Source organism: Modestobacter sp. SYSU DS0875, assembly GCF_054050915.1.
Genome location: NZ_JBJHAH010000019.1, coordinates 1 through 15,355 on the forward strand (window position 1 = coordinate 1; position 15,355 = coordinate 15,355).

Here is a 15,355-nt window from a genome sequence, read left to right on the forward strand (position 1 = left end):
CCGGCCCCCCCCCCCCCCCCCCCCCCCCCCCCCCCCCCCCCCCCCCCCCCCCCCCCCCCCCCCCCCCCCCCCCCCCCCCCCCAGCGGCCCGCGGCGCCGCTGCGGTGGATCAGAGAGAGGCGACCTTCTTGGCCAGCGCCGACTTGCGGTTGGCGGCCTGGTTCTTGTGGATGATGCCCTTGCTCGCGGCCTTGTCCAGCGCCTTGCTGGCGGTCTGGAGCGCGGTGGTCGCCGCTTCCTTGTCCCCGGCGTCGGCGGCCGCGCGGAAGCGACGCACCTGCGTCTTCAGGGCGGACTTGACCGCGACGTTGCGCTGACGCGCGATCTCGTTGGTCTTGATCCGCTTGATCTGGGACTTGATGTTCGCCACGCGTGAGCCTCGGATGTCTCGCAGGGAGGTGTACTTCTGACAGTGCGTCCGCGGCGCAGCACAGCGCACTGCGGACCGGCCTCACAAGATACCAGCTCACCCGCACCGAGCCCTACGGCGGACCGGTCGCCCACCCGGCGCACCGCTCAGCACCACCGTCGGGGACGACGCCCCGCCGGGCGATCGCCGTCCTCGGCCGAGTCATGGGACGATGGGCAGCACTGTGACGACTCCTGCCTCCACCGATCCCGCCCGGATCCGGAACTTCTGCATCATCGCCCACATCGACCACGGCAAGTCGACGTTGGCCGACCGGATGCTCGAGGTGACCGGGATCATCGAGGCGCGGCAGATGCGCGCCCAGTACCTCGACCGGATGGACATCGAGCGCGAACGCGGCATCACCATCAAGGCGCAGAACGTGCGCCTGCCGTGGGCCCCGCGCACCGGTGCGGCCGCCGGCGACGAGTACGTGCTGGACATGATCGACACCCCCGGACACGTCGACTTCACCTACGAGGTGTCCCGGTCGCTGGCCGCGTGCGAGGGGGCCGTGCTGCTGGTCGACGCCGCGCAGGGGATCGAGGCCCAGACGCTGGCGAACCTGTACCTGGCGCTGGAGAACGACCTCACGATCATCCCGGTGCTCAACAAGATCGACCTGCCGGCCGCCCAGCCGGAGAAGTACGCCGCCGAGATCGCCCACATCATCGGGTGCGACCCCGACGACGTGCTGCGGGTCAGCGGCAAGACCGGCGAGGGCGTCGCCGAGCTGCTCGACGCGATCGTGGAGAAGATCCCGCCGCCGGTCGGCGACGCCGACGCCCCGGCCCGCGCGATGATCTTCGACTCGGTCTACGACATCTACCGCGGCGTCATCACCTACGTCCGCGTCGTCGACGGCCGGATCAGCGGCCGTGACCGGATCAAGATGATGTCCACCGGCGCCGCCCACGAGCTGCTGGAGATCGGCGTCATCTCCCCGGAGCCCAAGCCGGTCGAGGGCCTCGGCGTGGGCGAGGTCGGCTACTTCATCACCGGGGTGAAGGACGTCCGGCAGTCCCGGGTCGGTGACACCGTGACGCTGCAGCACAAGCCGGCACCCGAGCCGATCGGCGGCTACAGCGACCCCAAGCCGATGGTGTACTCCGGCCTGTACCCGATCGACGGCAGCGAGTACCAGCTGCTGCGCGAGTCTCTGGACAAGCTGCTGCTCAACGACGCGGCGCTGGTCTACGAGCCGGAGACCTCCGCGGCGCTGGGCTTCGGGTTCCGGGTCGGGTTCCTCGGCCTGCTGCACCTGGAGATCGTCCGCGAGCGGCTGGAGCGCGAGGCCGGGATCAGCCTGATCTCCACCGCGCCCAACGTCGTCTACCGGGTGGTGATGGAGGACCGCTCGGAGGTCGTCGTCACCAACCCCAGCGACTGGCCCAGCGGCAAGATCGACAAGGTGTACGAGCCGATCGTGAACGCCACGATCATCGCCCCCAGTGACTACACCGGGGCGATCATGGAGCTGTGCCAGAGCCGGCGCGGGTCGCTGACCGGCATGGACTACCTCTCCGAGACCCGGGTCGAACTGCGCTACACGCTGCCCCTGGGCGAGATCATCTTCGACTTCTTCGACGCGCTGAAGTCCCGCACCCGCGGCTACGCCTCGCTGGACTACGCCGAGGCCGGTGAGCAGGAGTCCAAGCTGGTGAAGGTCGACATCCTGCTGCAGGGCGAGGCCGTCGACGCCTTCTCCGCGATCGTGCACGCCGACAAGGCCTACAGCTACGGCGTGCTGATGGCCGGCAAGCTGCGCGAGCTCATCCCGCGCCAGCAGTTCGAGGTGCCCATCCAGGCCGCCGTCGGTTCCCGGGTCATCGCCCGGGAGACGGTCCGCGCCATCCGCAAGGACGTCCTCGCCAAGTGCTACGGCGGTGACATCACCCGCAAGCGGAAGCTGCTGGAGAAGCAGAAGGAGGGCAAGAAGCGGATGAAGATGGTCGGCCGCGTCGAGGTCCCGCAGGAGGCCTTCGTCGCCGCGCTGTCCACCGCCGAGCCCACCACCGCGAAGAAGTGACCGGCCAGGTCCTCGCCGTCTGTGTCTCGGGCGCGGACCTGCTGCCGCTGCCGGACAAGCGCCCCAACCGGTCGGGCATCGACAAACGTCCGGTCACCGGCCGGGTCGCCGTCGGGCAGCTCGGCCTGGACGGCGACGTGCAGGTCAACAAGAAGCACCACGGCGGCGAGGGCCAGGCGGTCTACGCCTACGACCAGGCCGACGCCGACTGGTGGGCCGCCGAACTGGACCGCGACCTGCCGCCCGGCCGGTTCGGGGAGAACCTCCGCACGTCCGGCCTGGACCTGACCGCCGCGCTGATCGGCGAGCGCTGGCAGGTCGGGACGGCGCTGTTCGAGGTGACCGCCTGGCGCACCCCGTGCGCGAACTTCGCACGCTTCTGGGGCGTGCCCGACCTGGTCACGCGGTTCGCCGCCCGCGGTGCGACCGGCGCCTACCTGCGGGTGCTGGAGACCGGTGACGTCGGCGCCGGGGACGTGGTCGAGGTGCGCGACCGCCCCGACCACGGCATCACCGTGGGCCAGGCGTTCCGCATCGCGACGTTCGAGAAGTCGCGGTTGCCCGAGCTCGCCCCGGCACTGCCGTACCTGCCGGTACGCGCCCAGCCCAAGCTGGCCGCCCAGATCGAGAAGCGGCTGGCCGCCCGGGCCTGAGCACCGCTCAGACGGTGAAGACGATCTTCCCGTTGGTGCGCCCCTCCAGCATCCGCGCGAAGCCCTCGCGGGCCTCGGACAGCGGCAGCTCCACGTCGATCTGCGGGCGCACCCCGGTGACCCGGCACATCTCGATCAGGTCGTCGAGCTCCTCGCGGGTGCCCATCGTGGAGCCGATCACCGACAGCTGGGTGAAGAACACCCGGTTGAGCTCGGCGCCCGGGTTGAAGCCGGTGGTCGCCCCGCAGGTGACGACGACGCCGCCGGGCTTGAGCGACCTGACGCTGTGGCTCCAGGTGGCCTCGCCGACGGTCTCCATCACGCCGTCCACCCGCTCGGGCAGCCGCGCGCCGGACTCGAACGCCTGGTCGGCGCCGAGCGCCAGCGCCGCGGTGCGCTTCTGCTCGCTGCGGCCGGTCACCCACATCCGGTAGCCGGCGGCGGAGCCCAGCCGGACCAGCGCCGTGGCCACCCCGCCGCTGGCGCCCTGCACGAGCACGGTCTGACCTGGCCGCAGGCCGGAGCGGACGAAGAGCATCCGGTAGGCGGTCAGCCAGGCGGTGGGCAGGCAGGCGGCCTCGGCGAAGGACAGCTCGGCCGGCTTGGGGACGACGTTGCGCCGCGGTACCGCCACCCGCTCGGCGAGCGTGCCCTGGTACCGCTCGGACAGCAGTGAGCGCTTCGGGTCCATCGTCTCGTCGCCGGTCCAGCCGGGGGAGGAGACGACCGCGTGCACGACGACCTCGTTGCCGTCCTCGTCCAGCCCGGCGGCGTCGCAGCCGAGGACCATCGGCATCCGCTCGGCCGGCAGCCCGACACCGCGCAGGCTGAACAGGTCGTGGTGGTTGAGCGAGGCGGCCTTGACCGTCACCGTCGTCCAGCCCTCCGGAACCTCCGGCTCGGGCCGGTCGCCGACCTCCAGCACCGAGAGCGGATCGTCCGGGGCGGGCGTGGAGACGAAGGCAGCCAGCATGCCCGGACGCTAACCGACCACCTCCCCCATCCGCGACGCCGTGGTCGCGACCGTTCCCGGTTCCCCGGCTGCCTGGCGGGCCGCGGTGGCGCGCCAGGCAGCCGGGTGCGAACGGTGCCCGGACGGTCGGGCGACCGGGTGTCAGCGGATGGCGTGCCCGTCCGGATCGAACAGCAGGACCTCGCCCAGGTGGACCCGCAGGACCAGCTCGATGCCCTCCTGGACGACCTGGCGCTTGTCCAGCCGGACGATCAGCTCGCTCCGCGGGGCCACGCCGTCGTTGAGGCCCAGCGGGTCGAGGAAGGCCAGCGTCTCCGAGCCGAGGCGCTCGATCCGGGTGACCCGGGCGGCCAGTCGGTCCCCTGACCCGGTCACGTCACCCCCGATGGCGTCGGCCCCCTCCGGACGGATGCCGATCGTGACCCGCTCGTGCCCCGTCCTGCCACCGGGAACCGGGATCTGCAGCCACGGGGTGACCTCGGCCCGGCCGTCGCGCACCGGCACGCCGTCCACCAGGTTGATGGACGGCGAGCCGATGAACCCGGCGACGAAGGCGTTGACCGGCCGCTCGTAGAGCTCGGTCGGAGTGCCCACCTGCTGCAGTTGCCCGTCCCGGAGAACGACGACGCGGTCGCCCATCGTCATCGCCTCGGTCTGGTCATGGGTGACGTAGACGGTCGTGGTGCCCAGCCGCTTCTGCAGGTTCGCGATCTCCGCCCGAGTGGACACCCGCAGTTTCGCGTCCAGGTTGGACAGCGGTTCGTCCATGCAGAACACCTTCGGGTCCCGGACGATCGCCCGCCCCATCGCGACCCGCTGCCGCTGCCCGCCGGACATCTTGGCGGGCCTGCGGTCCAGCAGGTCCTCCAGCTGGAGCACCCGGGCGGCCTCGGCCACCCGCCGGCTGATGTCCGCCTTGCTGACACCGAGGTTCCTCAGGGCGAACGCCATGTTCTCCCCGGCAGTCATGTTCGGGTACAGCGCGTAGCTCTGGAACACCATCGCGACGTCCCGGTCACGGGCCCGGCTGCCGGTGACGTCGACACCGTCGATGAGCACCCGTCCCGAGGTCACCGGCTCCAGGCCGGCGAGCATCCGCAGGCTCGTGGACTTCCCGCACCCGGACGGACCCACGACGACGAGGAACTCGCCATCGTGGACGTCCAGGTCCAAGCGGTCCACTGCCGGCCGCTCACCCCGGGCGAAGGAGCGTGTGACCTCCTCGAACGTCACCGACGCCACGGCCGGCTCCCTCCTGCTGCTGGCCGGGACGTCACAGCTTCGGCTCGATGTCCCGCTCGTAGACCTGCTGGCTCTCCTCGGCCAGCTGACCGAAGACGGTCTCCACGTCCTCACCGCCGATGGTGATGCGGTCGAGGCCGGCGCCGATCCGGGCGCCACCACCGGGCAGGAACACCCGGACGTAGTCCTGCGGCGCGGTGACCTCGAGCTGCTCCAGCGCGGTCCGCGCGTTCGGGTTCTCCTCCAGGTAGGCGGCCATCTCCGGGGCGTCGATGGCGTCCTTGCGGACCGGCATGTACCCGGTGGCCTGGCTGAAGGTCACCGTGTTGTCGGTGTTGGTGAGGAAGGCGATGAGCTCCATGGCCGCCTCCTTGCGCTCATCGGAGATGCCCGCAGGGATCGCCAGCCCGGCTCCACCGGTCGGCGTGCCGGGACGCGGGCCGGGCAGGAAGGCCGTGCCGAACTCGAACTGGGCGGTCTCGCTGAGCCCGCCCAGGGACCCGGTGGACTGCAGCAGCGAGGCAGCCTGGGCAGCACCGAACTGGTTGTTCGCGTCGTTGGAGACGGCGATGTGGTCCTGGCGGTACTGGTCCTGCAGGAAGCGACCGGCCTCCAGTGACTCCGGGGAGGTGAACGTCGGCTCCCACTCGTCGGAGTACGCCCCGCCGAAGGTCCAGATCATGCCCTGGAAGTACCAGTCGAGGTAGTTGCTGCCGTCGGGCAGCACCATGGGGGCGATCCCCGGGTTGGCGGCGGCCAGCCGCGGTGCCCACTCGGCGAACTCCGCCCAGGTCTCCGGGCCGCGGTCGGGCAGGCCGGCAGCCGCCCACATCTCCTTGTTGTAGTAGAAGAGCGGCGTCGACCGGGCGTAGGGCAGGGCGTAGTGGGCGCCGTCGTACTCGTAGTCCTCCCGGAGGGAGTCGACGTACCCGGCGGTGTCCACGCCGACGGTCTCCCACAGGTCGTCCATCGGGGTGATGGCGTCGTTGAGCGCGAAGTTGAACCAGGTGACGTCGGAGGCGATGACGACGTCGGGCAGGTCCCCGCCGGACAGCGCGGCGTTGAACCGCTGGGCGGCTTCCTCGTAGGACTTCCCCGCGGTGACCAGGTTGACCTCGATCCCGGTCTCGGCCGTGAAGGCGTCGAGCAGCTCGGTCTCGACGGGCTTGGACTCACCCGGGTGGTTGGACCACATGGTCAGCGTCTCGACCGCTCCACCGTCGCCGGACCCCCCGGACCCCCCGGTCCCTCCGGTGGCGGTTCCGGCGCAGGCGGACAGCGCGAGGACGCCGACCGTGGCACCGGTCAGCAGGAAGTTACGGCGGTCCAGGGACCTCATGGGGGATCTCCATTCGTGGTGGTGGGATTCGTGCGGTGGGGCGTGAAGGGCGCGCACCGGTGCGCAGGACGAACCGGCTGCCCGGGTCGGCGACGTGGGTGGTGAGGGAGGGGAGCGGGGCCGCGGCACGGACCGGCGTCCGAGCCGCCGGATCACCCCTTGACCGCGCCCGCGGTCAGGCCCTTGATCATGTGCCGCTGGAGCAGCAGGAACACGATCAGGATGGGCAGCATGGTGAGCACCGTCCCGGCCATGACGGGGCCCCAGTTGGTGAGGCCCGCAGTGTCCTGCAGCTGGGCCAGCCCGACCGGCAGAGGCGCGGTGGAGGAGTCGTCCGCCATCAGCAGCGGCCAGAGGTACTGGTTCCACTCGGTGACGACCGTGATGAGCACGAAGGCGATCAGGGTGGGCCAGGACATCGGCAGGACGACCCGCCACAGCATCTTGAGCGGCCCGGCCGCGTCCATCTCCGCCGCCTCGATGATCTCCTTCGGCAGCGACAGGAAGTGGTTGCGCAGCAGGAACGTGCCGAAGGCGACGCCGGCCAGCGGGACGATGATCCCGGCGAAGGTGTTCCGCCACCCGAGCTGGGCGACCAGGGCGTAGTTGCTGATCACGGTCACCTGGTTGGGGACCATCAGGCTGGCGATCACGAACAGCAGCACCAGACTGCGGCCCGGGAACCGCAGGAAGGCAAGCGCGAACGCCGAGAGCACCCCGAGGGTGACCTCCACGACCGTGAGCACCGTGGTGATCAGGATCGAGTTGCGCAGGTAGTCGGTGAACGCGACGCCGGTGCCGACCCGCGAGTAGTTCGCCGTCGTGAACGGGTCAGGCACCCACGTGACCGGCACGGTGTAGATGTCCGGCCGCTCCTTCAGCGACGAGAGCAGGATCCAGTACAGCGGCAGGGCGACGACCAGGACGATCAGCAGCAGCCCCAGGTAACCGCCGATGCGGCCCAACGGCCCGGACTCCTCGTGCGGCGCTGACTGCCCGTGCGCCGCAGGACCCGTCCGCGCCTGCGGCGTCGCGTCCGTCTGCCCGGAGGGCGCCGGCGTGCTCACGACTCCCGCCCCCGCTCCATGACGCGGACCTGGACGAGGGTGACGACCAGCAGGACCAGGAACATGATGGTCGCCACCGTGGCGCCGAAACCGGCCCGCTGGTGCACGAAGGTCTCCTGGTAGACCTGATAGACCATCGTCGTCGTGCCGTTGCCGAGCGGGCCACCGCGGGTCATCGTGTCGATCACGTCGAAGACCTGGAAGCTGTTGAGCAGCACGGTGATGAGCAGGAAGAACGTCGCCGGGCGCAGCTGCGGCCACGTGACGTGCCGGAACCTGCGCCAGGTCGAGGCCGCGTCGATCTCGGCGGCCTCGTCGAGCTCTGCCTGCCTGCCCTGCAGGGCTGCCAGGTAGATGACGAAGGTGTAACCCAGGTTCTTCCAGATGTAGGTGGCGGTCACCATGAACAACGCCCATCCCGGGTCCTGGTAGAACGCCGGGGCGTCCACGCCGACCCGGCCGAGCAGGTCCTGCACCAGGCCGAACGTCGGGTCGAACACGAACTGGAACGCGACGCCGACCGCTGCCCCGGCGAGTACGAAGGGCGCGAAGACCAGCGAGCGCACCGCGTTGCGACCGAAGAGCTTCTGGTCCAGCAGCAGGGCCAGCGCCAGGCCGATGACCATCGAACCGATCACCGCCGCCCCGGTGAAGACGACGGTGTTCCACAGCACCTGCCGGCTGGCCTGGCTGGTGAACCACTCGACGTAGTTGTCCAGGCCGATGAACGAGGCGGTCGGTGCGGAGATGTTCCAGTCGGTGAACGACAGCCGGACGTTGTCCAGCAGCGGGCGGTAGGTGAAGATCGCCAGCAGGACGAGGTTGGGCAGCAGGAAGGCGGCTGCGATGAGCACGTCGCGCCGACGGTTGCCCGGGGGGCCGGCCTTGAGCGAGGGCGTAGGCAGGTCGCGAGGGGCGGCCAGCGGAGCCGATGGGCGCGGAGTGTCGGACGCAGCGGTGATCGGCTGGGCACTCACGGTCGCCGACCTTGACTTGCTGGGGTGAACGGCAGGTGATCGGGCGTGTCCGTCGGACACGCCGTCGGGTGAACACGCCGGTCCGGCGTCTCGGCGACCTGCGTCCCCGCTCGTCGGGCCCGGCGGTGCCCGGGCTCGGCCGACCGCCCTCGTCCGGCGCTGCTGGGCGCTCAGCGGACGACGACGGCGAACTCCTGCTGCTCGACGAACTCACCGATCACCGGGGCGCCCAGCACCTCGCCGCCGAGCAGCAGCCCACCGGAGGTCTGCGCGTCGGCCAGCAGCAGCGCGTCGTCCTCGCTGACCGCGGACAGGTCGGTGTGCGGGCGCACCCAGTCCAGGTTGCGCCGGGTGCCGCCGGAGACGTAGCCGGCGGCCAGCGCCTCGCGCGCCCCGGTCAGGTACGGGACGGCGGCGGCGTCGACCACCGCGGTCACCCCGCTGGCCCGGGCCATCTTGTAGAGGTGGCCGAGCAGGCCGAACCCGGTCACGTCGGTGCCGGCGCGGATCCCGGCGGCGACGGCGGCGCGGGAGGCCTCGGCGTTGAGCGTGGTCATGGAGGCGAGCGCCTCCGCGGAGACCTCGCCGGTGGCCTTCATCCGGTTGTTCAGCACGCCGACGCCCAGCGGCTTGGTCAGCGACAGCGGCGTGCCGGCCACCGCCCCGGAGTTGGTGATGATCCGGTCGACGTCGACCAGCCCGGTGACCGCCATGCCGTACTTGGGCTCCGGGTCGTCGATGGAGTGCCCGCCCCCGACGTGGCAGCCGGCCTGGTGGGCGATCTCCAGCCCGCCGCGCAGCACCTCGGCGGCCAGCTCCGCGGGCAGCACGTCGCGCGGCCAGCCGAGCAGGTTCACCGCCACGACCGGGGTGCCGCCCATGGCGTAGACGTCGGAGAGGGCGTTGGCCGCGGCGATCCGGCCGAAGTCGTAGGCGTCGTCGACGACCGGGGTGAAGAAGTCGGTGGTCAGCACCAGCCCCTGGCCCCCCGGGATGCGCACGACGGCGGCGTCGTCGCCGTCGTCCAGCCCGACGACCAGCTGGGCGGCGGGGTCGACCGGGCCGGTGGCGGTCAGCCCGGCCACGACGGACTCCAGCTCGCCGGGCGGGATCTTGCACGCGCACCCGCCGCCGTGGGCGTACTGGGTCAGCCGGGTCGCAGTGGCGGTCATGACGCCGAATCTATGCCCTCGTTCCGGGCTGGTCGGTGACGCCGGGGCTCGGGCGTAGGGTCGGCCGCGGAGACGTCAGGGTGCCTGGTGGCCCCCGCGGCCTCTAAAGCCGACGTGGCCGAGCATCTCGGTCAGGCGGGTTCGATTCCCGTCCGTCTCCGCCAGCCTGCCGCGGAGCCGGCCTCTCCGGGCCGGCTCCGCGGTCGTTGGCCCCGCGCGGCGAGCACCTAGGGTGGCGGTCGTGAGCGGTGACCCGCGCCGTCAGGTGCCCCGGACGGACACGGTCCTCGGCGAACCGCAGGTCGCCGCCGCCGTCGCCCGGCTGGGCCGGGACCTGGTCAAGGCCGCGGTGCAGACCGCGCAGCAGCAGGTGCGGGAGGGCGCGCTGTCGCCGGACGACGTCGTCGGGGCCGTGCTGGAGCGGCTGCCGGGCAGCGCGAGCAGCCTGCGCCCGGTGCTCAACGCCACCGGCGTGCTGGTGCACACCAACCTCGGCCGGGCGCCGCTGTCACCGGCCGCCGTCGATGCCGTGGTCGCCGCCAGCGGCACGACCGACGTGGAGCTGGACCTGGCCACCGGCCGCCGCGGCCCGCGCGGGGAGGGCGCGCTCGGGGCGCTGCTGGCCGCCGTCCCGGCCGCCGAGGCCGCGCTCGTGGTCAACAACTGCGCCGCCGCGCTCGCCCTGGTCGCCACCGCGCTCGGCGGTGAGCTGGTCATCGCCCGCGGCGAGCTGGTGGAGATCGGTGACGGTTTCCGCATCCCCGAGCTGCTGGCCGCCACGGGCGCTCGGCTGCGCGAGGTGGGGACGACGAACCGGGTCTCCGTCGCCGACTACACCGGCGCGCTGGGGCCGGACACCGGTGCGGTGCTGAAGGTGCACCCGTCGAACTTCGTCGTCCGCGGCTTCACCCGCTCCGCCGACGTCACCGAGCTGTCCGCCGCGCTGGCCGGCACCGGCGTGCCGCTGGTGGCCGACGTGGGCAGCGGGCTGCTCCGCCCGCACCCGCTGCTGCCCGACGAGCCCGACCTGCAGACCACCCTCGCCGACGGCGCCGACCTGGCGCTGTGCAGCGGCGACAAGCTGCTCGGCGGGCCGCAGGCGGGGATCGTGCTGGGCCGGGCGGAGCTGGTGCAGCGACTGCGCCGGCACCCGCTCTACCGCGCGTTGCGGGTCGACAAGACCACCCTGGCCGCGCTGGAGGCGACGTTGCGCGGGCCGGTGCCCCCGGTGCGCCGGATGCTGGACGCCGACGTCGCGGGCCTGCGGGCCCGCGCCACCGCCGTCGCCGCGACGCTGCGGGCGCACGGCATCGAGGCGGAGGCGGTCGACGCGACCGCCCGGGTCGGCGGTGGAGGAGCCCCGGAGTTCGAGCTGCCCAGCGCCGCGGTGGCCGTGCCGCTGGCGTTCGCCGAGCCGCTGCGCGCCGCGAGCACCCCGGTGGTCGGCTACGCCGCCGGCGACCGGACCCACCTGGACCTGCGCAGCCTCGCCCCCGCCGACGACGAGCGGCTGGCCGCGATGGTGCGGGAGGTGGCGGCTGCGTGGACGTGATCGCCACCGCGGGCCACGTCGACCACGGCAAGTCGACGCTGGTGCGGGCGCTGACCGGCATGGAGCCCGACCGCTGGGAGGAGGAGCGCCGGCGCGGGCTGACCATCGACCTGGGGTTCGCCTGGACCACGCTGCCCGGCGGCCGCCGCCTGGCCGTGGTCGACGTGCCCGGCCACGAGCGGTTCGTCGGCAACATGCTCGCCGGCGTCGGCTCGGTGCCGGCCGCGCTGGTCGTGGTCGCGGCGGACGACGGCTGGTCGGCGCAGACCGCCGAGCACGTGGCCGTGCTGGACGCGCTGGGCGTGCGGCACGGTCTGCTCGCGGTCACCAAGGCCGACCTCGCCGACGCGGGCCCGGTGCTCGCCGACGCCGCGCAGCGCCTGGCCGACACCTCGCTGGGGCAGGTGCCCGCGGTGGCCGTCAGCGCCCGCACCGGCGAGGGCGTGCCGGAGCTGACCGCGGCCCTGGACGGCGTGCTGGCGGCCCTGCCGGCGCCCGACCCCGCCGCGGCGGTGCGGCTGTGGGTCGACCGGGCCTTCACCATCCGCGGCGCCGGGACCGTGGTCACCGGCACCCTGGCTGCCGGCACGGTGGGCACCGGGGACCGGTTCGCCCTGGGCGACCGGGAGGTGACCGTGCGCGGGCTGCAGTCCCTCGGGGCGCCGGTCGAGGCGGCGTCGGCGACCGCGCGGGTCGCGCTGAACCTGCGCGGGATCGCGGTCGAGGAGATCGCCCGCGGCGACGCGCTGCTCACCCCGGGCGCCTTCCGCCGGTCCACCGAGGTGGACGTCTCCCTGGCCGCTCCGCCCGAGGACCGGCTGCCCGGGGAGCTGGTGGTGCACATCGGCTCGGCCACCGTGGCCGCGCGGGTGCGCCCGCTGGACGGATCGGCGGTGCGGCTGCGGCTGAGCGCCGAGCTGCCCCTGCGGATCGGGGACCGGCTGCTGCTGCGCGACCCCGGCGCCCGCCGGGTGCTCGGCGCCGACGTGCGGGACGTCGACCCGCCTGAGCTGCGCCGCCGCGGGGCGGCCCGAACCCGCGGGGCCGAGCTGGCCGGGCAACCGACCGGGGAGGCCGGGGCGCTCGCCGACCTGCAGCGACGCCGGTTCGTGCGGCGGGCGGACTTCGTCGCGATGGGCTGGCCCGTGCCCGCCGGGGCGACCGAGGTCGGCCCGTGGCTGATCGCCCCGGGGCTGGCCGACGAGCTGGCGGCCCGGGTGCCGCAGGTGGTGGCCCGGTACCGGCAGCTGCGCCCGCTGGAGACCGGGCCGCCGACCGCGGTCCTGCGGTCGGCGCTCGAGCTGCCCGACGCCGAGCTGGTGCCCGCCGTCGTGCGCCCGCCGCTGTCGTTGCGCGATGGCCGCGTCGTCGCCGGCTCCGCGGGGCTGCCCGCGCACGTGCAGCGGGCGGTCGACGAGGTGCGGGCCCGGCTGGCCGGCGCTCCCTTCGCCGCCCCCGAGGCGCCCGACCTGGCAGCTGCCGGGCTCGGCCCGCGGGAGCTGGCGGCCGCGGTGCGCGACGAGCAGCTGGTCCGGATCGCCGAGGGGATCTACCTCGCGCCCGGCGTGGCCGAGGAGGCGAGGCGGCGGCTGGCCGAGCTGCCGCAGCCGTTCACCCTCAGCGACGCGCGCAAGGCGTGGCAGACCACGCGCCGGGTCGCCGTCCCGCTGGCCGAGTGGCTGGACGCGCGCGGGGTGACCGTGCGGCAGCCGGACAACACCCGCCGGCTGCGCTGACGGCCCGGTCGGTGGCCGGCGTGGCCGTGCGCTGAGCGAGGGTGCCTGCCCCGGCGCGAGGTGGTCCGACGACGCTCGTGCTCTGCTCACCAGGGGTGAGCAGAGCACGAGCTCCCCGGGGGCATCAGTCCGCGGCAGGCACCCAGCGGGCCGGCCGCTTCTCCCGGAAGGCGGCGACGCCCTCCCGGCCCTCGTCCGATGCGAAGGCGCGGGCCGAGAGCTCCGCGAGGGCGGGGAAGGCCCCGGCGAGGTCGTGCCCGCCGCGCAGCAGCTGCTTGGTCACCGTCAGCGCTGCCGGCGCCCCGGCCGCCAGCGCGGTCACCTGGGTGGCGACGGTCGCATCGACCTCGTCGTCGGCGACCGCGAGGTCGACCAGCCCGGCGGACGCCGCGGTGGCCGCGTCGAACACCTCGCCGGTGAGCATCAGCCGGTGCGCGGCGTGCGGCTGCATCCGCGGGCGGCACACCGCCGAGATCACCGCCGGCACCAGCCCGAGCCGCACCTCGCTGAACGCGAAGGTCGCCGAGGCCCCGGCGACGACGACGTCGCAGGCCGCGGCCAGCCCCACCCCGCCGGCCCGGGCCGGGCCGCGGACGACGGCGACCACGGGCTTGGGTGCGTGCCACACCCGGGTGAGCAGCTCGGGGAACTCGCGCACCCCCTGGTCGCTGCTCGCCCCGCCGGTGGCCTCCCGCAGGTCCATCCCCGAGCAGAAGACCCGGCCGGTGTGGTCGAGCACGACCACCCGGACGGCCTCGTCGGCCAGCGCGTCGTCCAGGGCGCCGCGGAGCTGAGCACGCATGGCCCGGGAGAGCGCGTTCCGGTCGGCGGGGGAGTCCAGGGTCAGCCGGGCCACCCCGGCGGAGACGTCGACGGTGAGCACGCGGTCGTCGTTGGTCGCGGAGGTCACCCCCGGCATCCTGCCGGGACAGCGCCCGCGGCGGTCACACTGGAGTCAGATGACCACCAGCCTGCCCCTGCTCACCGGTGCCCGCGCCAGCGACCCGGTGCTGCCGGCCGACCCGGCGATGCTGCCCGACAGCGCCCGGGCCGGCCTGGCCACCACCCCGTTCGGCCTGTACGTGCACGTGCCGTTCTGCGCCACCCGCTGCGGCTACTGCGACTTCAACACCTACACCTCCGACGAGCTCGGCCCGGGCGCCAACCGCAGCGAGTACGCGGCCACCGCGATCGCCGAGCTGCGGCTGGCCGCCGAGGTGCTGGGGCCGGACCGGCCCGCGGTGCAGACGGTCTTCGTCGGCGGCGGCACCCCCACCCTCCTGCCGGCCGGTGACCTGGTCGCGATGATGGACGCCGTCCGTGAGCTGTTCCCCGTCGCGCCGGACGTCGAGGTGACCACCGAGGCCAACCCGGAGTCGGTCACGCCGGAGTCGCTGGCCACGCTGCGGGCGGGCGGCTTCACCCGGATCAGCCTGGGCATGCAGTCCGCGGCCGAGCACGTGCTCGCGGTGCTGGACCGCCGGCACACCCCCGGCCGCGCGGTGCAGGCCGCGCACGAGGCGCGCGCCGCCGGCTTCGAGCACGTGAACCTGGACCTGATCTACGGGGCACCGGGGGAGTCCGACGCCGACTGGCAGGCCTCGCTGGACGCCGTCCTGGCCGCGCCGGTCGACCACGTCAGCGCCTACGCGCTGATCGTCGAGCAGGGCACCCGGCTGGCCCGCCGGGTCGCCCGCGGCGAGCTGCCGATGCCGGACGACGACGTGCTGGCCGACCGCTACGAGCAGGCCGACCGGGCGTTCGGGCAGGCCGGGCTGGGCTGGTACGAGGTGTCGAACTGGGCACGCGACCGCGCCGCCCGCTGCCGGCACAACGAGCTCTACTGGGCCGACGCGAACTGGTGGGGCATCGGGCCGGGGGCGCACTCGCACGTCGGCGGACTGCGCTGGTGGAACGTCAAGCACCCGGCGGCCTACGCCGACCGGCTCGCGACGGGCGTGCACCCCGCGGCCGACGTCGAGCAGCTCACCGCGGCCGACCAGGCGCTCGAGCGGGTGATGCTGGGGCTCCGGCTGCGCGACGGGCTGCCGCTGACCGCACTCAGCGACGCCGGCCGGGCGCGGGCCGCGGAGTCCGTGGTGCGAGGGCTGCTGGAGCCGGCGGCGCACGCCGCCGGGCTGGCGGTGCTGACCGACCGGGGCCGGCTGCTCGCCGACGCCGTGGTCCGCGACCTGACGGACTAGCT

General features: G+C 73.6%; 13 protein-coding genes and 1 tRNA gene. 6 read left to right on the top strand and 8 right to left on the bottom strand.

All coding sequences use genetic code 11. The features are described from left to right. Positions 1 to 109: 109 nt before the first annotated feature. Positions 110 to 370, bottom strand: coding sequence for a 30S ribosomal protein S20 (rpsT, locus tag ACI79Y_RS12805; protein ID WP_153360672.1), 261 nt, complete (start codon positions 368 to 370; stop codon positions 110 to 112). Positions 371 to 593: 223 nt separating this feature from the next. Between rpsT and lepA the strand changes: the two genes are divergently transcribed. Both lepA and ACI79Y_RS12815 read left to right on the top strand, forming a co-directional pair. Next, entirely contained in the window at positions 594 to 2,438 is a 1,845-nt protein-coding gene (gene lepA, locus ACI79Y_RS12810; RefSeq protein WP_457158839.1) for a translation elongation factor 4, read from the top strand. Further along, positions 2,435 to 3,091, top strand: a complete 657-nt coding sequence (locus tag ACI79Y_RS12815) for an MOSC domain-containing protein (RefSeq protein ID WP_457158840.1) — start codon at positions 2,435 to 2,437, stop codon at positions 3,089 to 3,091. Before lepA ends, ACI79Y_RS12815 begins: the two co-directional genes overlap by 4 nt. A gap of 7 nt (positions 3,092 to 3,098) precedes the next feature. Here the strand turns inward: ACI79Y_RS12815 and ACI79Y_RS12820 are convergent, their stop codons facing one another. The 6 genes from ACI79Y_RS12820 to selD all read right to left on the bottom strand — a co-directional run bounded on the left by ACI79Y_RS12820 (position 3,099) and on the right by selD (position 9,861). Beyond that, a complete protein-coding gene (locus ACI79Y_RS12820; RefSeq protein WP_457158841.1) occupies positions 3,099 to 4,064 on the bottom strand; it encodes a zinc-binding dehydrogenase in 966 nt (321 codons plus the stop codon). 141 nt (positions 4,065 to 4,205) lie between these two features. Continuing rightward, positions 4,206 to 5,306, bottom strand: a complete 1,101-nt coding sequence (locus ACI79Y_RS12825) for an ABC transporter ATP-binding protein (protein WP_457158842.1) — start codon at positions 5,304 to 5,306, stop codon at positions 4,206 to 4,208. Positions 5,307 to 5,337: 31 nt separating this feature from the next. Then, entirely contained in the window at positions 5,338 to 6,645 is a 1,308-nt protein-coding gene (locus ACI79Y_RS12830; RefSeq protein WP_457158843.1) for an ABC transporter substrate-binding protein, read from the bottom strand. 152 nt (positions 6,646 to 6,797) lie between these two features. Beyond that, positions 6,798 to 7,610 (bottom strand): carbohydrate ABC transporter permease, encoded by an 813-nt coding sequence (locus tag ACI79Y_RS12835; protein WP_457158844.1) that lies wholly within the window; start codon positions 7,608 to 7,610, stop codon positions 6,798 to 6,800. A 98-nt stretch (positions 7,611 to 7,708) separates the two neighbouring features. Further along, positions 7,709 to 8,689: a carbohydrate ABC transporter permease gene (locus ACI79Y_RS12840; RefSeq protein WP_457158845.1), complete on the bottom strand. Its 981-nt coding sequence runs from the start codon at positions 8,687 to 8,689 to the stop codon at positions 7,709 to 7,711. A gap of 170 nt (positions 8,690 to 8,859) precedes the next feature. Continuing rightward, positions 8,860 to 9,861, bottom strand: a complete 1,002-nt coding sequence (gene selD / locus ACI79Y_RS12845; RefSeq protein WP_457158846.1) for a selenide, water dikinase SelD — start codon at positions 9,859 to 9,861, stop codon at positions 8,860 to 8,862. A gap of 68 nt (positions 9,862 to 9,929) precedes the next feature. Here selD and ACI79Y_RS12850 point away from each other — a divergent pair. From ACI79Y_RS12850 to selB, 3 genes are all read left to right on the top strand, one after another. Beyond that, positions 9,930 to 10,025, top strand: a tRNA-OTHER gene (locus ACI79Y_RS12850). A gap of 77 nt (positions 10,026 to 10,102) precedes the next feature. After that, positions 10,103 to 11,413 (top strand): L-seryl-tRNA(Sec) selenium transferase, encoded by a 1,311-nt coding sequence (gene selA, locus ACI79Y_RS12855; protein ID WP_457158847.1) that lies wholly within the window; start codon positions 10,103 to 10,105, stop codon positions 11,411 to 11,413. Then, positions 11,404 to 13,149 (top strand): selenocysteine-specific translation elongation factor, encoded by a 1,746-nt coding sequence (selB, locus tag ACI79Y_RS12860; protein WP_457158848.1) that lies wholly within the window; start codon positions 11,404 to 11,406, stop codon positions 13,147 to 13,149. Before selA ends, selB begins: the two co-directional genes overlap by 10 nt. Before the next feature lie 124 nt (positions 13,150 to 13,273). Here selB and ACI79Y_RS12865 read toward each other — a convergent pair whose 3' ends face one another. Then, complete coding sequence (locus ACI79Y_RS12865) at positions 13,274 to 14,059, bottom strand: enoyl-CoA hydratase-related protein (RefSeq protein WP_457158849.1); 786 nt, start codon at positions 14,057 to 14,059, stop codon at positions 13,274 to 13,276. A gap of 49 nt (positions 14,060 to 14,108) precedes the next feature. Here ACI79Y_RS12865 and hemW point away from each other — a divergent pair, with 49 nt between their 5' ends. Further along, a complete protein-coding gene (gene hemW, locus ACI79Y_RS12870; RefSeq protein WP_457158850.1) occupies positions 14,109 to 15,353 on the top strand; it encodes a radical SAM family heme chaperone HemW in 1,245 nt (414 codons plus the stop codon). Positions 15,354 to 15,355: the final 2 nt, after the last annotated feature.

Coding starts and splice junctions, on each gene's coding strand:
- ACI79Y_RS12820 (WP_457158841.1), bottom strand. CDS start 4,064: ATGCTGGCTGCCTTCGTCTCCACGCCCGCCCCGGACGATCCGCTCTCG.
- ACI79Y_RS12830 (WP_457158843.1), bottom strand. CDS start 6,645: ATGAGGTCCCTGGACCGCCGTAACTTCCTGCTGACCGGTGCCACGGTC.
- selD (WP_457158846.1), bottom strand. CDS start 9,861: ATGACCGCCACTGCGACCCGGCTGACCCAGTACGCCCACGGCGGCGGG.
- hemW (WP_457158850.1), top strand. CDS start 14,109: ATGACCACCAGCCTGCCCCTGCTCACCGGTGCCCGCGCCAGCGACCCG.